The sequence below is a fragment of the Zavarzinella sp. genome (assembly GCA_041399155.1).
Classification (GTDB): domain Bacteria; phylum Planctomycetota; class Planctomycetia; order Gemmatales; family Gemmataceae; genus JAWKTI01.
Map to the genome: position 1 here is coordinate 269,645 of JAWKTI010000003.1, position 22,802 is coordinate 292,446.

Below are 22,802 nucleotides of genomic sequence, written 5' to 3' on the forward strand. Positions count from 1 at the left end.
GGACATGATGTAATAACCATACAGGAAACTGGGCGTGCCAGCGAAGCAGTTTCGTACTCTGAAATCCTCCAGTTTGCCATTGAAACAGAACGGGCAGTATTGACTCTCAATCGAAAAGACTTCATTTACTTGCACAATAAAGATTCTGCTCATTTTGGAATCATCGTATGCACCGTAGACAGTGACTTTGAAGGGCAAGCGAAACGTATTGACACGGCAATTCAATCGACAGGAGATCTGCGTGGTCAATTGCTGCGGGTGAACAGACCGAGCAATTAACAAATACGGATGCAATATGTGCTGATCAGAAGTGGATAATCGCGTGAAAATCGAAATTACCAGTCACTATGGACTTACCGATATATTGTCCTCTGCTCCCGCTTCCTGGGATTTGATCTTGATTTGTTCTCCAGGTGGAATCAATCCACCGGAAGAATTTACTTCCAGTGCCTGGGATAATCATTATTGGGTCTCCTGCGATGTTTGGTTGTCAGAACCCCTGATACCGCAGAAAGACCCATCTTTGTACACCCCAATTTGCTAAATCAGTTACCCAACCCTCCCGAATGACCGGTTGCACTCGTTCCAACTGGCGAGGTCAACCACTGGAAACTGTCGAGATTGTGTTTGAACTGATTGGCAATACCAGAACAGAATCGGGGCTGGAAGTACACGCATGGCTGGACGAAACAGGCTATCAAACTGGTAGAAAGGTGAGTGATCAAGAATTGTCAACCTGCCGGATCAAGCGGAACAAGTTTCATGGTGAATGGAATTATGAGATTCACCCGAATCTTGAATCATAATATTCGGTATTTTATTTATTGTCGGATACTTATCAGCAGCAGATAAATACAATAGCATTTTTACTGCAACAAATCGATTCAAGCCAATCTGACGAGCTAATTAGACTATCCCTATTCCCCCACGGCCTAGTTATTTTTCAACTACATAGCCCGAAATTTCCGGTAATTGATCGGAGGAAGTTGCTAGACTCACACTATTGAATGTCTTCAGAAATTGCTGCCATCCTTGCTCAATTTCTTTGATATACTCCGAGAACGATTGAAGATAGTCTTGAATTTAAATTGTCTGCTCGTTCTTGTACAACAATTCGAACTCGATTCGCATCAAATGCATCATTAACATTGTTCGTTCACTGTTGTCGAGTGAGTTCAGTAATTCAGCAATATTCCGAGGTTCGTTAATTTTCCAGGAATCTTCAAACAGATCACAGATATGATCTATACGAGACAGTTGTTCCATTTGATTTTTTTCAGAATTTAGCAATGGTCTGATCATCAAGCTTCCTCAAATTGCAAATAGTTCCATTGCTGGCGGAGCAGCTGAAGTTTCCGTTCCACAAAGGAAACAGATTTGTTCAATTGTTTTGCGATTTCCTGGTTCGTTTTCCCATCCAGTTTTGCCAACACCAGTTCTTTTATTCGCGGATCATCGATTCGCTGAAGAAGATGCTCCAGTTGTTCTTCAATCATGAATGCTGTTTCTTCGGCGGTCTGCTCTGCGCACAACTGCTCCAGTGCAAATTGCTGCTCGTTGTTCATTGGCATGTTCGTTCGTCGGTTATTCCGAAACGCTTTGCGGAGGGTAATGGTGAGAAGAATTTTCCACAAATCTTCACGATCCTCCAGTTTTGGAAATCGATCTTCCCTTGCACGCAGGCAGAAACTTTTGAAAGCACTCAGTGCCACATCTTCTTCATCGGATGTGATTCCGTGGGCTTTGGAAATGATTCTACGACCCACTCCCACAAGCCGGTGAAAATATTTCTCCCAAATCTGGTGAGCAGCTTTGTCATCACCACTTTTAATACCTTTCAGCCAGATAGTAATTGATTCATCTGCCATGATTGTTCCTGTTAAATGCAAAGTAATTTACCACGCACATTTCGAGCGAGCAAGAAAAATCATCTTCGTAAGCGCTTACGATGTAAGCACTTACGAAAAATCTAGAAATCTTGTGCTTTTTTCATTTTTTTCTGCGGGGTGGGACACCCCTTTCGACATGTACCTGTTGTCAACAGAAACCAACAAAAACCGAGGTAGTGAACATGTTTTTCAAGCGAAACCACAAAGTTGCAACGACCAAACCACAAACTCGACTGTCCATTGAAACACTGGAAGGACGCGACCTGATGGCCGCCGATCCATTCAGTACCGCTTTGCCAACAGAGTTTTTCGAACAAGCCCAAGTGGCCACCATGGAGGTAATTCCAACTGCCTCATTCAGCACAATTGGTGAATTGACAGGAGCCTACAATACCCCCTTCAGCAACCTGCTGATGACAAACGTTCAGACGTATCCAGACGGTGCCATCAAAGGGCAGGTGGAAATCGCCGGTCTCGGATCGTTTGAAGTCCTCGCCGATGTGAATGGCTCCGAAGACTGGACCATTGCTATCAAAGCCACTTCCGGCGATATGATCAACAATCTTCCGCTGATCAATCAGTTCGATTTCAAATCCCCGATCATCATCTACACCAGTGCCGCACGGACATTGGAAAGTGGCGGTACGGATTCTCTGTCGCAATTTGTTGGCACAGCATACACCGGTGACTTTAAACTGGCACTCAACCAAGGCTTCCATGTTCTCGCAGGGGTCGGCATTCGCGATGGCAGCATCGTTGATCAGGCAATCACCCCATTCACTGGTGAAACGCCTGACCTGATGTTCCACGCGGTTGGACTTAAAGATTACTCAGCACAAAGCCTGGTTCAGTCCTTCAACAAGGATAGTATCCTGAGTGACCTTAAAGATAGCATCGAAGTCCGAGTATATCTGCAAGGGCTCACCATTGACCTTCCGGAAGGGTGGTCACTGAATAATCCCTACATGTTCATCAAGGGGGATATGACGGATGAGAATCTAAAAATCGGGATGGGACTCGATGTCCAGACGAACACAGAAACAGTTCTCTCTTTCCGTGCAAACCTTGTGAAAGCTGAAAACCAATTTGGACTGGAAGCGTTTGCAAACGTTACCAACTGGAACAATGCCTTCGGCCTGCAAGGATTCAATATCACAGCTGCGAATCTTGGTTTGAGTGTGGTGAAGAAAACTGTAACGACCACCAATGACCAGGATGTTACCCAGACTGAGACCCGATTCCAGATAGCGATCGACTTCAGTGCGGAAATGCAGGTTGCAGGAAAAACCATCAATGTAGCCGGAAAGTTCGCGAATAACGATGGTAAGTTCGATCTGGCTTTCCGTGGTGAGCTCTCATCGGTATCCAGTCACGAACTGGTTGCTGTTGTGAATCATCTGATCCGGATGAAAAATCCACTGGCCCCCAGCATCCCTGCTGACATGTTGCCCAACATAGAGCTTCGGAACTTCGCGATCAACTACTCCCCCACCATGGGCAGTGATTCCACACTTGGAATTGAAGCTGGCATCGGTGCGAAAGGCGAACTGTACCTGAACGGAAAATACCTGGGCAGTGCCGATATCTTGATCGATTTCCGGGGAGCATCGTTCCAGATCAAGGCCGATGTGCCTCTGCTGGATCTGGGCATTGTGAAGGTTCAGAACGTCGTTGTCGATGTTCTGATCGCTCCTCGACTGGATTCGCACTTTCTGATCAAAGGTCAGGCGAATCTGCTCGGTTCGACACACATGGTGAATATTAATGTCAGTAGAACCAATATGTCTTTCCAGATCACCAGCCAGATCCCCGGACTGGGAATGGCGGACTTCAAGTTCCAGTCACCAACGAGCAGCTCGCCCGATTGGAAGTTCGAAGCAACACTGCGGAACGATCTCGGAACCAGGATTACTGAGGGAGTTCGTCAATTGGCCAATAGTGCCAACGCTGAATTTGAAAAAGCGAAACGTGACCTGACGAATGCACAGAATGAAGTGAATCGCCTGAATAATGAGATTTCTGCCGCTCGAGCACAGGCGAAGAAAGAATATGACGCTTTCATGGGTGAGGTAACCAAGCTGCAGAACAGCTTGAACTCAGCTCAGAATGAAGTGAATCGGTTATTGCCGGGCGTCAATAGTGCATACACGAACTGGCAGAATGCTATTAAGCGGACGAATTCGGCTCCCTGGTGGGAATACGCAATTCGGAAATCGGAAGAAGGTGTTGCATGGGCTTCCTATACCGGCCAGAAAGCCTTGTACAACACTGCAACCTGGGCTCTGAATGTCGCAAAGAACGAACTGAATAATTTTCGAAAAACAGCTGGATGGATTGTCGAAAACGGTGGCATTGATCTGAATCCGAAAGTAGCCAGTCTGCTGGCAGCGCGGGAATTGGCTACTGCAGGTTTGAACGCAGCGAATGGGATAGTCAGTGGCTTCCAGACGGCCACGAACGCCACTCTGGGTGCGATAGCCAACAGCTTCGTGATCAAACAGGTTAAATTCAGTGGTAGCTTGACTCCGAACCAGGATCTGAATCTGACTCTGAAGTTGGACTACCAGATTGGCGGACAGAATAAATCATTCCAGACCAGTGCAAGAGTTAACTTGAACCAGATGGCGTCTGTATTCAGTCCAACGGTACTAGCAAATCGTTTCATGACAATTCTTTGATTAGCTTGAATACGACTTCGAGATTTATCACTTTCCAGAGCAAATAAATTTTCTACTGTTTCACTTCAAGTATTGATTATTTATCAATATGATCGTAATTTCGGGCTTTGAAGTGGAATGATCGCATGTCACAAGAGTTTGACCAGAATACCTGGGATCAGAGCCAATTGTTTCATTTTGATTTGTTCCAATGGCTGCAGATTGTTCACCAGAGGCTGGATTGGGTACAAGAGCAGATTCAAATCATACCCACAACCAGTGCTGAAGAGCGGGATGCTATCCTGAAGCAGTGGTGGGAGCGTATCCAATTGTTACTCCGCCCATTGGATGGTGAATATCTCAAGGCACTGGCGCATGCCAGCTTGATGCCAGAGCCCGTGCCAATGAAATGGATCCTGGAATGGGTTACCGATCGCTCACAGTTTGTTCAATTAGCAAGTCAGGCAGGGCTGATTGCCGTTCAGGACAAGTTTTTTACGGTACACCCACTGATGAAGAAGTTAATTCAACTGGAACAGGGTCCTCACGCCACCCAAACCATGCTTCGCAGCATTCGAGCGGTCATCAGCCGAATGATGGCTAACTATTCCACCGAAAAAAACCGGCTGGTTGGTTATGTTGTCAATGGCAATCAAGATCAATGGTATGTGGCGCCGATCGCGGAACAACAAGTTCGGGCTGCTGAAACAGGGCTTGTCCGGGTGATTGATGAAGGTGGCGGTACTTCTCTGCTGATTCTTGATGAGTCGCTTTCCTGGGAAGAGGCTGCCTTTCAAAAGTTTGTTGAGCACCAGTTCTAATCGGAAGACAGTGAATCAATCCTGTGGGTTCTGCAAACCGAATACTGCGATTACCGGTGGCTTACCAGAATGAAAGACACAATTATAGAAGTCGCCCAACGTTCCGCACCACGCATGGGTGGGATGTTGACTGGCTGTTATTGGTTGGCGCTGGCCACAGCTTCTGCCAAAGTGGGCTTCGGGCGAGCATGCTGGGGTGAAGCGAATCAGGCTTTGGAGATATTCAAAGCACTCGCTGCACAATTCCCTAATGATTCGGAAATAGAACAGTGGGTTAACAAAGCTGGTGAAAAATGTTGGCTTTACGATTGGTAATGCGGTTCTGATATTTATCGTTCATCTTCAGCAACAACGACAAGTGCATCTTCTGCCGACAAATTTACTTCTGTGTCCTTTGGTGGGATCAGCGTGACGCCGAAATTACTGCTGGGGTCCTGTTCCAGGCTTTTCAGCTTGTAACCAATGCATACTTCACCATTTCGCTTTTGTGCCAGGGCCATCAGATCAGCAAATGTACATCGTTGGGGTAGACTATCAAAGTACAGCGAGGCTGGTTTGACATAAATTTCCGAACCGGCTTCTTCAAAGAGATCATTGTAGACATCGAGTATCCGCGGATCGACGCTCAGCTGAGCAAAGATCATGGAGACAATTCGATCGGAAATCAGAAAATCGTTCACACCAGCCCGGCTGATCAGATCCTGGTTCTGCGAATCAAGCACTTCGGTGAGTATCTTCGTTTTCACCGTAATACCTTTCTCTGCAAGTTCCTTACTGATTCGGCGAAGATGCAACAGTACGACGATCGTTTCCGAATCGGTGCGTTCCGCATTCATCTCATCATCGGGACGCTGGGGTAGAATAATGATGTTGTCGTACCCGAAAGGTTCCAATGACAATAGTTCGTCACCATCCAGCGGGTTCTTGTCAATCAGATTCACCTGGATGGTGTCCGATTCTGCAGCTACCGCTTCGACCTTTGCCCGCATCTGCTCTGAAGGATCAGAAATGACCACATCTACTTTCGAGCCTTCCAATACATAGTCGGAATATTCCGAAATAATAATGGGCGCTTTCTGGCTCCAGCCCAGCACCAGCATTCTTTCCTGGCGTTGCTCAAATTTCTTCGAAGGCAGCGGGCGATCCTGAGGTTTGACTACGGGCTGTTGCTGGTAGTCGATTGTCGAATCGTCCTGAGCAACAATCACGATTTCGTCGTCATCTGCCAGGATTGCTGTTGGTTCTGGTCGAACCATGATTTTGCCATCTGCTTTGCGGATGCCAATTGGCACCCCATCCGGGAAGTGGTACTGCATCGCCCCAAACGTGATATTGTTCCACTCTGCCTTGTAAAAGTAGAATTCGCAGCCTTCAAAACTGAGTAGTTCGGCATAAACAACCGACAAGCCACTGGTGCGTGAGGTCTGCACCATGATTTTGGCCAGAATCTCTTCCGCATCCACGACTACCACTCGTTCCGGCGAAATATCCTGAACTACCTGGCGATTGCGGCTGCTGAAGATTTCTGCAACGATCTTGAAGTCATCCCGCTGACCCACCTTGGTATCCAGAGCAAGCACGGTTTTAATTACTCTTGCGTCACTGGCAAACTTTTCTGCTGGTGTGGCAGCAGCACCGCATGTGGCCAGTACTATCGCCGATTTGGCATCTGGGGCATTCACCAGTTCCAGTGCTGTCAGCGAGGCAGTTGAGCCATTGCGGGTGACCAGACGTGTATTTTTGCGATCGCGGAATGTCGTCGCAAGTTCTGCGTCCATTTTATCTTTTTCTTCTTCAGCCAGAATTGTGACCACAGGGTCTGATTCACTTTCGTTGGCCTCGGCCAGTTCACGCAGAATTTCACCCACCCGTGGGCCCCAGCCCAGAATCAGGGTGTGGCCGGTTTCCAGCACGCGGGTGTGGCCCTGTTTCAGGCGGGAAATTGCCTGGTTCAGTGCAGTGTTCAAAAACGCAATCAGCGACGAAAAGATGATCACCCCCGTCATTCCCGCGATAACTGCACCAATTTTGAATGCGGCTGGGGTGGTGTTGTCCTGGTTCATGTTTCCAGGGTCGGTCAATTGCAGGTACGTCAGCCAGATTTGCTGAAAAAACGGCGTATCTGGATCTGGCGATAAGTAATTCAGCACCGCTCGCACGCCAATGATAATTGCAAATGCAATGAGAAAAGAGACAAACAGTGCGAGAAACAGCGATCCACTGCCCTTCGCCAGAAAATTGTCTACGCGATAGCGCAGGCGTTCTCGCCAACTTGCCTTGATCGACATATGGACGACCTCATGTTGTAATTTCGGAGTCCATGCAGTTTTATGCCTTCGAAGAAGATCGGCCATGGATCAAAACAGCCAGCAAAGTGGCTGTTTTAAGGTCTCTTGAACTATTGGAGAATCGAGAAAAAAACTGAATTAATGAAAATTAATTCATGAATGAGGTTTTAATGAATGTGGGAGTTCTGTAGCACATGGTGCGTCAATCAGATAATCAACGTGCCGGTGCTATCACCAAAGCTGGGTGCGGGGCATCCAAAGCGATCGAACATTGCCATATACAGGTTCATCAGTGGGGTTTCTTTTTTGGTCTTAATAAATCGCCCACCGGAAATCGAGCCTCCACCTTTGCCTGCCAGAAGTATCGGCAGGTCATCGTGGTTGTGGCGGTTCCCATCACCAATCCCACTGCCGTAGACAATCATCGATTGGTCCAACAGCGAGCTGTCCCCTTCCTTGATTTCGGACAGGCGGGTCAGGATGTAGCCCAGTTGCTGCACATGGAATGCATTGATGCGGGCAATCTTTTCGATCTTCTTCGGATCACGGCCATGGTGGGACAGATTATGGTGGCCATCTGGCACGCCAATGAACTCATAATTCCGATTGCTGCCATCGTTGGCAAACGGGAAAGTCACCACGCGGGTCAGATCGGCCTGAAAAGCCAGAATCATCAGATCGCTCATGATCTTCAGGTGTTCCCGCACATCACGTGGGACGCGGGCGGGAATATTGATTTTTGGCCGTTCGACCTTTTCGGTGGGTTCCTGCTTGTTGATCCGCATTTCCAATTCGCGGATCGCAACCAGATATTCATCCAGTTTCCGCTGGTCCGCACTGCTGACCTGACGGGAAATCGACTTTGCTTCTTCATTTACAAAATCGAGAATGCTCTTGTTCAACTGGTCCCGCTTTGCCTGCGAGATCGATTTTTCGTTTGCGGTGCCGCTGCCAAACAGTCGCTCGAATACCAGTTTCGGATCGATTTCTTTGGCATTGGGTGTCGAATCATTCCGCCACGAGAAGTTCGACTGGTAGGCACAGCTATAGCCAGAATCGCAGTTGCCCGACTGACGACCAGGTTCAATGCCAATTTCCAGCGATGCAAACTTGGTCTGCTTGCCGATATTTTCTGCCAGGTACTGGTCAGCAGATTTGCCCACGCGAATATTGGCACCATTGGTCTTGCGTGGCTGGCGGCCTGTTAAGAAGGCGGCCTGTGCCCGTGCGTGGTCGCCAGGGCCATCGCCATTCGCACGAGCCTTATCTAATGTCAGATTGCCAAACAGATTAATGCTGTCGCGGTGGGGTTCCAACGCCTTCAGCAGTGGGGGTAATTTGGTCAGTTTCCCTTCAACCGTGGGCATCCAGTCCGGAATGTGCACGCCGTTTGGTACGTACAGGAAAGCAGCCCGCAAACGCTTGGGTGCTGCGGCGGTGGTGCCTGCAGCCTTCGCCAGAGTTTCCAGCCAGGGAAGGGTGATTGATACACCCAGGCCCGTTAATACCGTTCGTCGATCCAACATCATGATTTTTCTCCAGAAGGAGAGAGGTAGGTATTCAAATTACAGTTTAACTGATAATCGGCCCCAGGTCTATGAAGAACTGAGACGATGAGCATTTTTTCATCTGTCGGGGCGATTATTTGGGGTTAAATGCTGCACTCCGACGCATCTGGAAGGCGGGGCTGTTCACTACTGCCAGTACCAGTGCATGCATTTTGTCGTTGCCCGCCTTCAGGTCTTTCACAATTTCCTGTACCGCACAGCGGTCAGATTTTTCCAGCCCCCGCCCTAAAGCGAATGTCAGCATTTGTTCCGCCATATTTTTGCGAAACTGGTCCGATTTCGCCATCAGAACCTGTTTCAGTTCTGCTGGAGATGAAAATTTTGACCCATCTGGCAATTCACCACTGGAATCAATGTTAAATTTTCCATCTTTGGCACGCCATTTGCCTACGCCATCGAAGTTTTCCAGCCCAAAGCCCAGTGGGTCCAGTTTATCGTGGCACACCGCACAATTCGGGTTCAGGCGGTGCTGCTCCATCCGTTGCCGCAGAGACCCAGTCAAGGCATCTTTCCCTTCTTCCAGTTCTGGCACATTCGGTGGAGGTGGGGGTGGGGGTGCACCTAACAGACTTTCCAGAATCCACTTACCTCGTTTGACGGGTGAAGTTCGCGTTGGATTCGAAGTTACTGTCAGAACGGAAGCCTGGGTAATCACCCCACCTCGGTTGCGGTCTTTCAGCACCACTCGCTGAAAGTCGCTGGTGTAGGTGCCTGGTAACTCGTAATGTTTGGCGAGGCGGTTGTTAACGAAGGTATAGTCGGAATCAATCAGTTCCAGAATACTGCGGTTGTCCCGCAGAATGTAATCGAAATAGAGTTCTGTTTCCCGAATCATATCCTGCCGCAGTTCGTTACTGTAGCCTGGGTAAGTTTCCTTATTTGGTGTTACAGTTTCCAAAGTTCGTAACATCAACCACTGGCCAGCAAAGTTCCGTGTCAGTGCGGATGCTTTGGGGCTTTCCAACATTCTTTGCACCTGGCGAGCCAGCACCGCCGGTTCGCGAAGTTTCCCCTGCTTTGCCAGATCGATCAGGGTCTCGTCGGGCATGCTGGACCAGATGTAATAGGACAGTCGACTGGCCAGCTCGAACTGACTGATTGGATAGGCCATTTCTTTCACTTGTGGGCTGGCTTCCTGCTCCACCCGGAACAAAAAGTGGGGCGAAACCAGCACCGCTTTCAGCGATTGCCCTACCGCTTCTTCGTAAGGCAGTCCAGCTTTTGTTGCCAGATCGTAAATTTTCAACAGGCGATCCAGTTCCCCTGGTTTCAATGGGCGGCGATAGCCCCGCTCGGCAAAGCGTTCCACTACGGTGCGTGCGGTGGACAGGTTATTGGCCGTACTGGCAGGCTTCTGGAAAAAGACCCGATCATATGCACTCTTGTCCGTTTCGTTTTTCGCAGGAACGATCGGGCCGATCAGTTCAAACAGTTCCAGGAACAGATTGCGGTCCCGCATTTTCGGGTCTTTCGCTTCCGGTTCGTAATGATCGTTGGGGAAAGTGAAGCGGACATTCTTCCGACCTGCACGCACAAAGGTGGTGATTTCAAAAAATTCCGGCTTCTCTTCCAGTGCACTCACATCGAATTCTTTCAGCAAGGTTTCATCGAGAAAAATCTGCAGTTTGGGCAGTTCGGTACCCGCACGGGTGCCATAGCCACGCACTCGAATCTGGTAATTACCCGCTTCGACAAACTCGTAGGGAATGATGGCGGAACCATTGGCAAACAGTGCTACGTGCTCCCGCTGTTTCGATTCGCGGCCCAGGGTTGATTGCACGTTCTGTGGGCGAAAAACTTCTTTATTCGTTGCCTTGCCCGCTTTGCTGGCCAATAACGCCTTCACCACTTCGTCCGCGGCAGTCAGGTATTTTTCGAACAGCAGTGGTGGCAGGGATAGCACATCGCCAATGTTGTCGAAGCCGTAGCCCACATCGTCGGTGGGGAACTGGCTGGCGAGTTTCAGATCCAGATAGACCAGATCGCGGATGGTATTGTTATATTCTGCACGGTTTAAGCGCCTGATCGTGGGGCGGCCCGGATCGATACTGTCGCAATCTGGCTGCACCAGAATACTGCTGATCCAGTCGACCACGGCCTTTCGTTCTTTATCCTCTGGCTGCTGGTGCTTCCGTGGGGGCATCTGTTTCGTGCTGAGCTGGTCTTTGACCATCTCCCACGTGTCCAGTTCCTTCATAGCTGCTTTCGCATCGGCGAATTCGGTCAGCACCAGACCCGCTGATTGCTTGTCATTATTGTGGCAGGAACCACAGTATTTGGTAACAAATGGTTTGACCACGTTGTTGTAACTGTCTTCTGGTGAAGCAGTTGCAGCTTTGACGGGTGGCTCCGCTCGAGAAACCACGAACTGATCGTCCGTTGTGCTGCTGCCGACTGCCTGTTGTGCCACCGGTGAAGTTCGCGGTGCGGGTATACTGGTCGGGATTGGCTTAAAATCTTTCGAATAGCCGCCGTTCACGATAGTGTCCCAACTGACGATTATGCCAGCCAGCACGCAGCCCGTGATGAAACACCCAGCGACGATTGCGATTTTTACCCACCAATTCATCAATCACCCCACCGCAGATTCAAACAAGTATTAGATACCATAGCTGAAAAAGGCGATTCATCCAAATTTGAAGAATGATAAATCCCTCATCATCGTAGACGTTTTTCAGTTGGGAATCATTCATCGGGTGCTGACCGTTAGTTCAGGCACTTGCGAACGGGATTCTTCTCTCCTAACATCTTGTCATGGAAGTAGTTACGTATTCGCTTGCGGACGGCGGCTGGGTGGAATTTTACCCCCACTGGGTGACGCAGGCGACGGCCGATGACTGGTTGGAAAAGTTGCAAATGGAATGCACCTGGCAGCAGGAACAGTCTCGCGGACGTGTTTACCCACGCCTGACGTGCTGGCAAGCTGATCTGGGAGTGCACTACCGCTACGCGGGCATTCCCCACCAAGGGGTGGGCTGGACCGCAACAACCAACTTTATTCGAACTCGTCTGGAAGCAACGTTGCCCCACCGCTGGAATGGGGTGCTGCTGAATTGGTACCGTCACGGGCAGGATTCGATGGGCTACCACGCCGATGATGAGCCGGAAATGGGCCTGAATCCCACCATTGGTTCGGTGTCGCTGGGCAGCACGCGACGCTTTTTGCTGCGGCACAACACCACGCGGGAACGCCTGACCTTCGAATTGTCCCACGGATCGTTGTTGGTGATGGGTGGCACCTGCCAGCACTTCTGGCAGCACAGCATCCCGAAAACGAAGCAGAATGTCACCGACCGAATCAATCTGACATTTCGCAAAATTGTTTCACGCATAAGTGTTTGATATGTTAGTTATTGGTATGAAATCTATTTGAGAGAACGTCGCACTTCAGTTTGTTCAGATAGGTAGTACTCGAATTCTGGATTTTTTAACATCAACGACGACTAGCGAGCCAGATTCCAGATCACTGCTGTACTGGTTCAACGCAGCTATCACTACTGGACCAATGTCTTCGGGTAGTACACTTTGACCGCGTACCTGCAAGACACTCGGACCCATTGCATGCGTCAAAGCTAAAGTGGTGCCAAAATCCAAGTCGTGCGTGAAAACAATGTAGCCGTTTGCAAGAGCCCACGTCATAATCTCTACATCTTCAGCGCCAGGGTCACCCACCAGGCTCCAGTGCACAGAATCAATTCCATGACGGGCAAATTCTGCAACCCAATCCAATGATAAGTTCATATCAATCAGTAGCCGAATGCTCATGCAACGACCAACGGTTCTTCACGCTCTTCTAACCGCCATGCTGCGTAGGCAAGCGTGGCGTCGATATCTTCGGGCTGCAGATATGGATATGCTTCGAGAATACGTTCTCGTGACTTTCCAGTTGCTAAAAGGCCCAGAATGGTTCCTACGGTAACCCGCAATCCTCTGATACATGGTTTCCCGCCCATTACTGCGGGATGATGCGAAATTCTTTCGAATTGCATGACTAATTCTCAGTGTTTTCAGAAGCCCCCACTTCAGAGGAAATGGAGAGATCAGAAGTTCATTCTACCAGCAACACTGGAATGAGTAAAGTTAATGTCGTTGATTGGTGGGTAACACGATTAACCAATTGAAATGCAAGTGGGGCGGTATTGCCAATTAATAGACGCCCACGGTGGTGGTGCTGACGAACTTGTGGAACGGACGTACGCCGCTGACACCATCCCACGGGAAGGTGTCGTATGGTGCTTCCCGCTCGCCTTCATCGCGTTCCGGGAAGCGGGGCATGAAGAACTCTTTCGTCAGCGTGGTCAGGATCACGCGGCCAGTTTGCCCGTAATCGACCAGTTTGCTGTAGGTTTCATCTTCGTAATCGCACACTTCCACTGCCGCACGTGGCTGAGGTGGGTAATAACTGATCTTGTATTTATCGTGCGGGCCCACTGGTTTGGAACATGCCAGACCCATCAGCGTGTTGCCGTAGGTGGGGGTCATGTAGACGCGGTTTTCCAGCATTTCTTCCATCGCTTCCCGCGTGAACTGTGGGGTAAATTCGGTCCCACCGGAGAAGATGCCGGTGATGCCCGTATCGGGAATCGATCGCAGGCTGCCTTCAGGCACCGGAAAGCCGATTTCACGGCGTTTTGCTTCCAGTTTGCCGTCTCGAAGTGCCTGGTCGAGTGCGGTCAACAGTTTCGGCGTGGTGAACATACACTTGATATTGTGGCCTGCTGCCAGAATGGTTAACGCCTGATCAATACAGTGCTCTGCGTACGCCTTAGCTTCCTGGGGTTTGCCCGCTTTCAGGCACTTCACCACCCAGCGTGGGTCAAGATCGACACAGAAACAGATCCCGCCACGGAATTGGGCCAGGTGTTCAATCGCCAGTCGCAAACGACGTGGACCGGATGGTCCAAGCATCAGCCAGTGGCTCCCACGTGGGAAATATTCATCTGGCAGGGTTTCGCTCATCATTTCGTAGTCGATTTTGTGGTCTTCGATCACCACTCGCGACTTGGGAATACCGGTGGTGCCACCTGTTTCAAAAACGTATACCGGCTTTTTGCCCTGATAGGCTCGTGGAATCCAGCGTGAAATGTCGGTGTCGGGGGATGCCCGCAGCCAATCATCTTCAAACAATGGAAAGAGTTTCAGATCGTCGTAACCCTGAACGTCTTTCAGTGGGTTAAATTTGTACGTTTTTGCTTTTTCAAGCCAGAAAGGTGTGCCGGTGTCTTCCGAAAAATGCCACTGCACAATTTCTCGAACTTGTTTATCCAGAGCCTCTTTGGCTGCATGGATTTTGCTGGAGAGAACTTCCGTACTCACGTTATTCCTCGAAGGGATGAAACAGGTATGCACGTCTATCATACTGAACAGTGGTTCGGCTGGGTATGACAAACTTCGATGCTCGATTAATAGCCCACGAACGAAGGCTGTCCAATCGGTGCATCGATTTCTCAAATTTGCAAAAAGGAAGGAGCAAGATAAAGACTGACGGGCTTATCCTTGAAACGTGGCAGCGGCATCCTGCCGCTAATTAATTCAATCACCGGCTGGAAGCCGGTGCCACCCTGCGCAAAATCACGAAATGTTGGCGCTGACAAGAAATTCCCTTGCTGGCGCTGCGGGCTATGAAGACAAGGGCAGCTTCACAATAATCCTGCCAATCCAGTACAACTCATTTTTTCTTCTGGCGGGCTTCCCACTCGTCGACGTAGCGTTTCGGATTCTCATTAAACTCGTCGCGGCAGCCGGAACAGCACACATAATAGGTTTTCCCCATGTACGTGACGGTCGAGGTGCCTTTGCCCCCACTGACAATGCATTCCGTGGTGCTGTTACCCACCACAACGAATGGCTCGCCGTCTTTCAACAGCCCCACGCGGTGGGTGGTCAGTCCGGTTGCAGTGGGCAGTTTGGCTACTTCTTTTCGATACAGCAGGCGATTGTCGTGCAGTGCGGTAAATACCAGGCGTTCGTACGTGCCATCACCTAATTTTCGCTGACAATTGATTTTTTTGGCCTCAACCGAAATTTCAAAAATCTGCGTCTCTTTGGTGGGTGTTGTCAATGTCAGTTGCAGACTTTTTCCATCATTGGTGCGTTCGATTTTCCCACTGGAAAGTAGTTTGCTGTTATCAGCTTTCAGTTCCACCCAAGCACCTGCTTTGGTGAATTTCCAGATGAACTGAATGGTTTCCTGCCACTGCCCGGCCTGTTTTTCTTCACGGGTGCCTTCCGGATAACCAGTTCCTTTCCAGGTTCCAATCAGGCCCTGAAGCGGGGCAAAAGCATCGCGAACGGGTGGCGTTTCAGCAGATGCCGCCCACGGAAAGAGTAGGCAAATGGCTGCCACACCAAGGATAAATTTCATGAAAATCTCGCTTCCGGTTGACCAGTTCATTAAACATCATGGTAATGGGGAAGTTCCCACTTGTGGGTGATTATTCCCAAAAATGAAAAATTGTTCATTGTTCGCACACCAGTCGAAGTGATCAGCCAACTGTTTAGCTTGCTGGTTTTCGATAGAGAAAGGCATCGGAAGTGAGGAGAGAAATGAGCAGTGCTTTCATGCTGCCCCCACTTTCCTTGTAGGCTTTGTAGGCGTCCTGCAGCACAATTCGATCGTTTAAGGTTTCGTTTCGGCCCATCCAGAAGCGGAACGCATGACGCACAAACACCTGTTCGGCTCGTTCACTTGCGGCGATTTTCTGGATCATTTCGAATGCATTTGCTACCTTCCCGTCCAGTTTGGGGTCGCCAGAAGCAATGATCTCACCCGTCGTATCAACTGGTTTACCCAATTCTGTGGTTCGGAACACCCCAGCGTGGTTGAAAAGCTCAAATGGCAGGCCAAGTGGGTCCATTTTCTGGTGGCAGGTCCAGCAGTAATTTTCTCTGGTGACCCGCATCCGCTGTCTCAGCGTTGTGGGTTCATCAGGCAGCATTGCATCCACGGTAATCGGGACATCGGGGATACCACCACCCAGTAGCCGTTCACGCACCCACTTACCACGGTGAATGGCGTGGTTGTCCATTGCATCAGAATGAGAAACCAGCCAGGTGGGGTGGGTGAGAATGCCCAGGCGTTGTCCCTCAGGTGCTGTCGCCAGCACCCGATTTGGTTTCAGCGATCCCCCACCGAAAGTAGGTCTGCTGACACGGGCAAATATTTCCGGCCCTTTCAATTCCGGGAGAGCCAGGCCATTCGCATTATTTCCTTTTTTGGCACCTTTGGGCGGAGCCTTTTGTTTCGGTGTATTCTGCATGGCACCGTAGTAATTTCGCTCTGAAGGAGCGACAACCACTTTATTGGTCGTTAACATTTGTCTGAAAACATCTTTATCTTCTGCCAGAATCAATTCCACTAGGCGGTCCGTGCTGGCAGTACCATCAAACATCGCCCGATAGTGGTTGCCGACATTGACGCCCGTTTGTTGCAGTGATCTGGTGTCTTTGCAGATATAGCCACCACGGTCGTAGTCGAAGTAATCGCGGAAAAACTGCAGCACCCGTGGCTTGCGGATACTGTCATCGGCCAGCATCCGTTCCAGTTCCCGTTTCACATCATCTCTGGTTCGCATGTTACCGGAAACGATGGCTTCCCGAAGCTTTTCGTCTGGTTTCAGGTAGCGGAATGCATGGTTGACCGACAGGCCAAGTTCCCAATCCTGCAGCAGCACCCGACCGTGGGTATCCGGTTTGCCCTGCCGAGCCAGTTCTGGCCGAAAAAGCGCGTCGCGGTCGAGAAAAATAGCTGACAGCCCCACAACGGTACCGTTTTTCTTCCCGAGGGTAGTAATTGCCTGTTTGGCAATATTCAAATAGGCATCGGATTCATGTCCGGTGGGTGGGCGGAACGTCAGTGCTTCGAACAGAAAATTCACCGCTTTCCGGAGTGATTCATCATTAACCCCGTCTTCCTGCATGAAATCGTAGACTGGGGTCAGCGGACGCACCACTTTGGTGCTGTAAACGATACTGGTGGGCAACCCGCGCAGATCACCCTTCATCTTGTCTGCAATCGATTTCGGGTTATCAGTGATCTGGTAGGCTTCTGCGATACTCAGTGGGCCATCAATCATGTAGCGAAGAATATCTTCGGCAAGCCCCAGGATCAGGGTGGCTTCGGCACTGTTCACCGAAGTCAGGTGGGGGTAATTTTTCAGCCCGAGGGAACGTGGATTTGACAACACTGAGGGCACACTTTTCACGGCGGTTGCGTAGGCCACGGTGCCACCTTGTACCGACAGGATGCGATCAATGCCAAAATAGAGTTTTAACTCCCCACCGTGGTTGGTGGGAATCGCATCACCGTGGGCTCGAAGCCCTGGTTTTTTGGGATCGTAAGCAGGTTCTTTGTTGAACAACTCGTTCAGACGCGTCACATGTTCCAGTGGGGTAACTCGCCAGAGGCGTGTCGGAGAGGAGGTGGGTTGCAGCTCGATTCCTTTTGGCAGTGGTCCAAACAACAGATTGTGATCGACAAAATTGCCCTTATTCGGATCGAGATGATCCTGAAAGCCACCTTTGTCCTGCATCGCACGTTTTAATTCTTCCACAATCCAGTCAGAAAACTGCAGGCGCTGAACGATCGGGGGCTGATTCTTGCTCTTCCTTGGGGGCATTTCCTGCAAAGCAACCTGAGCCCACACCGATTTCCAGACCGCTGCGTTCGTCTCATCCACTGGCCCAAGATTTTCCAGCGATAGCTTCCCACTGCGGGAAAGATCGTCGTGGCAATCCGTACAAAACTGTTTCAAAAATGGTTGAGCAAAATCAGCGTACCCTTTCTTGATTTTCTGGCCAGGAACATACACTTCTTCCGCCTGGATGGGAGAAAAAAGCCCCACCAAAGCCAGGAGTGCGCCTGAAAAGGTGGTCAATTTCATACCAGAAGTTCCTTGATGGGACCAGTGCCACTGTCAAACTTGCTGGCGAGTTTGTCGTCCATATTGAAGCGATCGACATTATGACCAATCGCCCGCAGAATGGTGGCATACAGGGCATTGATCGGCCGTTTGCCATCCAGTTGGGTGAAACAACCTGTTTTCAGGCGGCCATCGAAGTTGCCCAGCAGCATGACAGGCCAGTTGGCACCGCTGGTGTGCTGCGAATCGGCATTATTACTGGTGTAGACAATGAGGGTATTGTCCATCATTGTCCCACGACCTTCAGGTATTTTTTCCAGTGCCTGCATCATCCGAACCAGCATGCGGGAATTGTACTGGCGAATTTTGATCCAGATCGGATCACCAGGCTGCTTCATGTGGCCAAGATTATGACCTTGTTTTTCAATTCCCAGCCCTTTCCAGGAACCGAAGATTTCCCCACGTCCGGAGCCAATGGTCAGCACATTGCTGGTGCCGGAAGTTAATGCTGAAATACCCAAATCCAACAGCGCATCATGCCAGTCGGTTTCGAATTTCGGCTTGGAATATCGTTCATCGACGGTGGGGGCAAACTTTTTCAAATGGTCTGAAACCTGGGCAAGTCGGTCCCGCAGGCCGTTGATATCTTTGAATCCCTGCACATACTGTCCATAACGTTGCGAATCCGCAGTGGGCAACGCCATTCCTTTGCTGGCAGCCAGATTTTCGATCTGGTTGAACATGCTCGATTGAACTTCGTGCTTCTGGCGGATTTCGCCCTGAGAAATCCCACCGTACAGCATCTGGTACAGGTGGTTGGGATTCGAGTGCATGAAAATTGGCTGGCCAGCCCCACGTGCAGACAAGGTTGCAATGGTGGGCTTTGCCGACATGTTCTCTAACGAATCCATGCCGATGCACAGGTGGGGCAGCAATGTTTCCGGCAGCAGCTTACTGAGTTCATAATCGATCGTGGGGCCGCTGGGCGGCACACCATCACTCCCGCGATACCCACCTAACGCACCAAAAAAGGCACTGTGGGATGGGCTCGTGTGCAAGCCATGCAGTCCATTAATAATGTGTAACCGATCCTTGTACGGCTCCAGTGGATCAATTGGCTCGGGCAGCTTTGCTTTCGCCAGCGATCCACTGCGTTTCATTCCTTCCGGGATACAGGTCAGCGGGTCAAAACCCTGATTCTGCATAAAAAACACCACCCGCTTCGGCCCACTGGTGGTGCTGGATGCACCAAAACAGTTGCTTGCAAGGTTAAGCTGGCTAAGAACCACACCAGCAGCAGCCCCTTGCAGCATCTCTCGACGATGAATCATGAATCGGTCTCCAAAATAAAGCCATTGCACTGGAAGGATTGCACAATGGACCAGCAGGTGAGAAAAAGCAACGTTATTATAGTCGAATAAAAGTGCGATGGTGGTTCAATTGAAAAAATGATGAAAAAATGAAAGCCGCACATCTGTCAAATTATGAGAAAAAGATGAAGGGCTGTTAGGGCGATTTTTTTCTGGCGGCAGAACTCACCCAGGCACCGCATCGCTTGCCCAATCGCACCAGCTCGTGTAACTTGGAGTTGGTGGTGTTTTTCAGGAAAGACCATTGCAATTGGATCAGGTCGAGCACTGGGAGATCAAATGCGTCGAATCAAGCTGGTACTGTTAGTGATTGGAATGATCAGCATTCTGGTTTCACTACCACTTCTGGGTTTTGCGGTACTAGCAGGCATGGGGATTCTTGCTGATATGAGCTTTGCCGAAAACGGCAGTATCGGGAAGCAACTCCTTCAGTTCGGTCTTCCCCCACTGTTTGGTGGGCTGCTGCTATGCATTCCAGCAATGCTGCCTGAAAAAGGTCGCCGGCAGACGGAGGTTCTGGATTCATCAACCCCACGTTAGTGTTTCATTCTCCAACAGAATGAACTGGTAGGCAGCATTTACCTCTTCTTAACACGTGATTCTTAATTTTTACTGCCTGCTTTCCTAAGTTAAGCAATGACAGGACACGTGCAATTTCTGAGAAAATCATGAGAAATCAGACGCTTCTGGCGTTGGGTGCGGTGACAACAGTTACTTTTTTCCTGCTGGGTGGGATCGATCAGGCCGTGCGGCAGAATCCCAAGCCGCCCGCAGAAGCTGCCTTTCGCAGTTTGCCCACGCTGCCTGGATTAACAGAGGATGGGTACATTCTGCTCTCGAACCAGTGGCGTTTACGCCCCGCGGGTAAGCAGTTGTCGATGGGGAACCTGCCCATTAATCTTGCGGTTCATCCCAGTGGGCAGTATCTTGCCGTCTTGCACGGTGGGATGAAAGAACACGAAATCATCATTGTGAACCTGAATCCCAAGAAACAGCAGATTCTTTCCCGCGTGACTCTTGATCAGACATTTTACGGGCTGACCTTTTCGCCGGATGGTCGCCAGCTTTACGCCAGTGGGGGTGAATTTCAGGTCATTCACGCCTTCGATTTCGCTCGCGGCCTGCTGGGGAATCCCAGAGAAATCAGCATTGCTTCGGAAGGCAGTAAGCATGTCCCCGGTGGGTTAGCGATGGATGCCAAAGGGCTGGAACTGTTTGTCTGCAACACCTGGGGCGATTCGGTTTTTCGCATTCCGGTAGATAACCCCGAAAACAAAGTGGAAATTTCGCTGGTGCAGAAAAAAGAACAGGCACCTGCACCGAAAAAAGGCGATCCCCCCAGTCCGCCTGATGGTCGGAAAGAACCGGGTGCTGAAAAACTACCCGCAAAGCCTACCGCAATAACACCAGAAAACTATCCCTACGCTTGTATCGTATCTGCCGATGGCAAAACGCTTTACGTCAGTTTGTGGGCATCTGCTCAGGTGGCTGTCATCGATCTGACCACTAATACCGTGCAGGCTCGCTGGAATACGGCACTGCACCCCACGGAAATGGCGATCGATTCTGCCAACAATGCCCTGTACGTGGCATGTGCCAACAGCACGCAGGTCAGTGTGCTCGACCTGAAAACCGGTGCCAGTCTGCAAACGATCCATTGTTCGCTTTACCCACAATCGCCATCGGGTAACACGCCTAACAGCCTGACCCTGTTGGAAGGTGGGCTGCTGCTGGTGGCAAATGCCGATGCGAACAATCTGGCGATGTTCAATGTGGAAGACCCCAAAAAGGCACTCTCTTTAGGGTTTATTCCCACCGGCTGGTATCCCACTTCAGTGCGATTCAACCCAAAAGATAATAAGATTTATGTGGCGAACGGCAAAGGCAGCAGTTCAAAATCGAATCGTCATGGTCCGAACCCAAACCAGCCGCTGGCAAAAAATCTGCAGGAATATATCGGAACGTTGTTTGAAGGCACACTGAGCATTATTGATATGCACAAACCGCTGGAGATGGCAAAGTACACGAAGGAAGCCTACAAGTGCAGCCCACTGCAAAAGGATTTTTCCCCACGTGCGAAGGATATCCCGACAGATAATCCGATCCCAAAAACGGTGGGTGCTCCGTCGCCAATTAAACACGTCATTTACATTATCAAGGAAAACCGCACCTACGATCAGGTTTTTGGTGACATGCCGGAAGGAAATGGCGATCCTACGCTCTGTCTGTTTCCAGAAGCGATCACCCCGAACCACCATGCACTCGCAAGACAATTTGTCTTGTTGGACAATTTCTACGTCGATGGGGAAGTATCTGCAGATGGCCACGAATGGAGTATGGGTGCCTACGCCACCGACTTTGTGGAAAAAGTATGGCCGTTGACGTACCGTGGCAGCCCCACCCAACGCTTTGGTTATCCTTCGGAAGGTGCGTTGGATAAAATCGCCCGCCCCGCGGGTGGGTATCTGTGGGATCGGGCTGCAGCGAAAAATGTCACCTACCGTAGTTACGGTGAATGGATTGCCAACGGTGCCAAACGCAAAGATGGCACCTTCGAAGACAGCACCGCACGGGTAAAGGCCCTGGATGGTCACTTCGATCCCAAGTTCCGTGGGTACGATCTCGATTATCCGGATGTGCTGCGAGCTGAACGATTTATCACTGAATTAAAAGAATTTGAACAAAAAGGCGAATACCCACAATTGACCATTCTGCGACTGCCCAATGACCACACTTCTGGCACCCGCGTAGGCAAACCAACCCCCACAGCACAGGTGGCGGATAACGATCTGGCCCTGGGAATGGTGGTAGAAGCGGTCAGCAAATCGAAGTTCTGGCCAGAGACAGCCATTTTTGTGATTGAAGATGACGCCCAGAACGGCCCGGATCACGTGGATGCTCACCGGGTGGTGGCGTTGGCCATATCTCCTTACACGAAAAAGAATTACGTCGATTCCACGATGTATTCCACTTCGAGCATGTTACGCACGATGGAATTGATTCTGGGCCTGGATCCAATGAGCCAATTCGATGCAGCTGCGATGCCGATGTACCACTCGTTCCAGGCCAAGCCGGACGTGGCACCATATAAACACCTGATACCGAAAACCGACCTGAAAGCTACCAACGAAGCCAATGCGTGGGGGGCAAAATGGTCGGAACGTGCCAATCTGGAACAGGAAGACGCCGCCGATGATATCCTTTTCAATGAAGTGATCTGGAAATCGGTTCGTGGTGCCAATTCCCGCATGCCCGCACCCGTTCGAGCAGCATTCTTTCGTGGCAAGCCAGAAGATGACGATGACGATGATGAATAACAAACTGGCTATATGAGATTTTTCTCATTAA

General features: G+C 50.1%; 18 protein-coding genes. 7 read left to right on the forward strand and 11 right to left on the reverse strand.

Annotation, left to right across the window (positions count from 1 at the left end; genetic code table 11):
- Positions 1-566: 566 nt before the first annotated feature.
- Positions 567-806 carry a hypothetical protein gene (locus tag R3B84_15255; GenBank protein ID MEZ6141928.1) on the forward strand — a complete coding sequence of 80 codons (240 nt, stop codon included), beginning with the start codon at positions 567-569 and terminating at the stop codon, positions 804-806.
- Between the two features lie 495 nt (positions 807-1,301).
- Here the strand turns inward: R3B84_15255 and R3B84_15260 are convergent, their stop codons facing one another.
- Positions 1,302-1,868 (reverse strand): ECF-type sigma factor, encoded by a 567-nt coding sequence (locus tag R3B84_15260; protein ID MEZ6141929.1) that lies wholly within the window; start codon positions 1,866-1,868, stop codon positions 1,302-1,304.
- A 203-nt stretch (positions 1,869-2,071) separates the two neighbouring features.
- Here R3B84_15260 and R3B84_15265 point away from each other — a divergent pair, with 203 nt between their 5' ends.
- The 3 genes from R3B84_15265 (at position 2,072) to R3B84_15275 (ending at position 5,682) form a co-directional block, all read left to right on the forward strand.
- Positions 2,072-4,567, forward strand: a complete 2,496-nt coding sequence (locus R3B84_15265) for a hypothetical protein (protein ID MEZ6141930.1) — start codon at positions 2,072-2,074, stop codon at positions 4,565-4,567.
- A gap of 125 nt (positions 4,568-4,692) precedes the next feature.
- Positions 4,693-5,367: a hypothetical protein gene (locus tag R3B84_15270; GenBank protein ID MEZ6141931.1), complete on the forward strand. Its 675-nt coding sequence runs from the start codon at positions 4,693-4,695 to the stop codon at positions 5,365-5,367.
- A gap of 69 nt (positions 5,368-5,436) precedes the next feature.
- A complete protein-coding gene (locus R3B84_15275; protein MEZ6141932.1) occupies positions 5,437-5,682 on the forward strand; it encodes a hypothetical protein in 246 nt (81 codons plus the stop codon).
- Between the two features lie 14 nt (positions 5,683-5,696).
- Here the strand turns inward: R3B84_15275 and R3B84_15280 are convergent, their stop codons facing one another.
- The 3 genes from R3B84_15280 to R3B84_15290 form a co-directional block, all read right to left on the reverse strand.
- Positions 5,697-7,655, reverse strand: a complete 1,959-nt coding sequence (locus tag R3B84_15280) for a hypothetical protein (GenBank protein ID MEZ6141933.1) — start codon at positions 7,653-7,655, stop codon at positions 5,697-5,699.
- Between the two features lie 206 nt (positions 7,656-7,861).
- Positions 7,862-9,184, reverse strand: coding sequence for a DUF1552 domain-containing protein (locus tag R3B84_15285; GenBank protein ID MEZ6141934.1), 1,323 nt, complete (start codon positions 9,182-9,184; stop codon positions 7,862-7,864).
- A 112-nt stretch (positions 9,185-9,296) separates the two neighbouring features.
- Complete coding sequence (locus tag R3B84_15290; GenBank protein MEZ6141935.1) at positions 9,297-11,792, reverse strand: DUF1592 domain-containing protein; 2,496 nt, start codon at positions 11,790-11,792, stop codon at positions 9,297-9,299.
- Between the two features lie 185 nt (positions 11,793-11,977).
- On the opposite strand from R3B84_15290, the gene R3B84_15295 reads away from it, so the two are divergent.
- Complete coding sequence (locus R3B84_15295; GenBank protein ID MEZ6141936.1) at positions 11,978-12,565, forward strand: alpha-ketoglutarate-dependent dioxygenase AlkB; 588 nt, start codon at positions 11,978-11,980, stop codon at positions 12,563-12,565.
- Between the two features lie 54 nt (positions 12,566-12,619).
- Here the strand turns inward: R3B84_15295 and R3B84_15300 are convergent, their stop codons facing one another.
- The 7 genes from R3B84_15300 to R3B84_15330 all read right to left on the reverse strand — a co-directional run bounded on the left by R3B84_15300 (position 12,620) and on the right by R3B84_15330 (position 19,415).
- Positions 12,620-12,988: a DUF5615 family PIN-like protein gene (locus tag R3B84_15300; protein ID MEZ6141937.1), complete on the reverse strand. Its 369-nt coding sequence runs from the start codon at positions 12,986-12,988 to the stop codon at positions 12,620-12,622.
- Positions 12,985-13,212: a DUF433 domain-containing protein gene (locus R3B84_15305; GenBank protein ID MEZ6141938.1), complete on the reverse strand. Its 228-nt coding sequence runs from the start codon at positions 13,210-13,212 to the stop codon at positions 12,985-12,987. The genes R3B84_15300 and R3B84_15305 overlap by 4 nt, the downstream gene beginning before the upstream one ends.
- 157 nt (positions 13,213-13,369) lie before the next feature.
- A complete protein-coding gene (locus R3B84_15310) occupies positions 13,370-14,539 on the reverse strand; it encodes a hypothetical protein (protein ID MEZ6141939.1) in 1,170 nt (389 codons plus the stop codon).
- A gap of 131 nt (positions 14,540-14,670) precedes the next feature.
- Positions 14,671-14,817: a hypothetical protein gene (locus R3B84_15315; protein ID MEZ6141940.1), complete on the reverse strand. Its 147-nt coding sequence runs from the start codon at positions 14,815-14,817 to the stop codon at positions 14,671-14,673.
- 74 nt (positions 14,818-14,891) lie between these two features.
- On the reverse strand, positions 14,892-15,587 hold the full coding sequence (locus tag R3B84_15320) for a YHS domain-containing protein (GenBank protein MEZ6141941.1): 696 nt from the start codon (positions 15,585-15,587) through the stop codon (positions 14,892-14,894).
- A gap of 133 nt (positions 15,588-15,720) precedes the next feature.
- Positions 15,721-18,105 carry a DUF1588 domain-containing protein gene (locus R3B84_15325; GenBank protein ID MEZ6141942.1) on the reverse strand — a complete coding sequence of 795 codons (2,385 nt, stop codon included), beginning with the start codon at positions 18,103-18,105 and terminating at the stop codon, positions 15,721-15,723.
- Positions 18,102-19,415 carry a DUF1552 domain-containing protein gene (locus R3B84_15330; protein MEZ6141943.1) on the reverse strand — a complete coding sequence of 438 codons (1,314 nt, stop codon included), beginning with the start codon at positions 19,413-19,415 and terminating at the stop codon, positions 18,102-18,104. Before R3B84_15330 ends, R3B84_15325 begins: the two co-directional genes overlap by 4 nt.
- A gap of 318 nt (positions 19,416-19,733) precedes the next feature.
- On the opposite strand from R3B84_15330, the gene R3B84_15335 reads away from it, so the two are divergent.
- Together R3B84_15335 and R3B84_15340 are read left to right on the forward strand one after the other, a co-directional pair.
- Positions 19,734-19,994 (forward strand): hypothetical protein, encoded by a 261-nt coding sequence (locus R3B84_15335; GenBank protein MEZ6141944.1) that lies wholly within the window; start codon positions 19,734-19,736, stop codon positions 19,992-19,994.
- A gap of 128 nt (positions 19,995-20,122) precedes the next feature.
- Positions 20,123-22,771 (forward strand): alkaline phosphatase family protein, encoded by a 2,649-nt coding sequence (locus R3B84_15340; GenBank protein MEZ6141945.1) that lies wholly within the window; start codon positions 20,123-20,125, stop codon positions 22,769-22,771.
- The last annotated feature ends 31 nt before the right edge of the window (positions 22,772-22,802 follow it).

Coding starts and splice junctions, on each gene's coding strand:
- R3B84_15255 (MEZ6141928.1), top strand. CDS start 567: ATGACCGGTTGCACTCGTTCCAACTGGCGAGGTCAACCACTGGAAACT.
- R3B84_15260 (MEZ6141929.1), bottom strand. CDS start 1,868: ATGGCAGATGAATCAATTACTATCTGGCTGAAAGGTATTAAAAGTGGT.
- R3B84_15265 (MEZ6141930.1), top strand. CDS start 2,072: ATGTTTTTCAAGCGAAACCACAAAGTTGCAACGACCAAACCACAAACT.
- R3B84_15270 (MEZ6141931.1), top strand. CDS start 4,693: ATGTCACAAGAGTTTGACCAGAATACCTGGGATCAGAGCCAATTGTTT.
- R3B84_15275 (MEZ6141932.1), top strand. CDS start 5,437: ATGAAAGACACAATTATAGAAGTCGCCCAACGTTCCGCACCACGCATG.
- R3B84_15280 (MEZ6141933.1), bottom strand. CDS start 7,655: ATGTCGATCAAGGCAAGTTGGCGAGAACGCCTGCGCTATCGCGTAGAC.
- R3B84_15285 (MEZ6141934.1), bottom strand. CDS start 9,184: ATGATGTTGGATCGACGAACGGTATTAACGGGCCTGGGTGTATCAATC.
- R3B84_15290 (MEZ6141935.1), bottom strand. CDS start 11,792: ATGAATTGGTGGGTAAAAATCGCAATCGTCGCTGGGTGTTTCATCACG.
- R3B84_15295 (MEZ6141936.1), top strand. CDS start 11,978: ATGGAAGTAGTTACGTATTCGCTTGCGGACGGCGGCTGGGTGGAATTT.
- R3B84_15300 (MEZ6141937.1), bottom strand. CDS start 12,988: ATGAGCATTCGGCTACTGATTGATATGAACTTATCATTGGATTGGGTT.
- R3B84_15305 (MEZ6141938.1), bottom strand. CDS start 13,212: ATGCAATTCGAAAGAATTTCGCATCATCCCGCAGTAATGGGCGGGAAA.
- R3B84_15320 (MEZ6141941.1), bottom strand. CDS start 15,587: ATGAAATTTATCCTTGGTGTGGCAGCCATTTGCCTACTCTTTCCGTGG.
- R3B84_15325 (MEZ6141942.1), bottom strand. CDS start 18,105: ATGAAATTGACCACCTTTTCAGGCGCACTCCTGGCTTTGGTGGGGCTT.
- R3B84_15330 (MEZ6141943.1), bottom strand. CDS start 19,415: ATGATTCATCGTCGAGAGATGCTGCAAGGGGCTGCTGCTGGTGTGGTT.
- R3B84_15335 (MEZ6141944.1), top strand. CDS start 19,734: ATGCGTCGAATCAAGCTGGTACTGTTAGTGATTGGAATGATCAGCATT.
- R3B84_15340 (MEZ6141945.1), top strand. CDS start 20,123: ATGAGAAATCAGACGCTTCTGGCGTTGGGTGCGGTGACAACAGTTACT.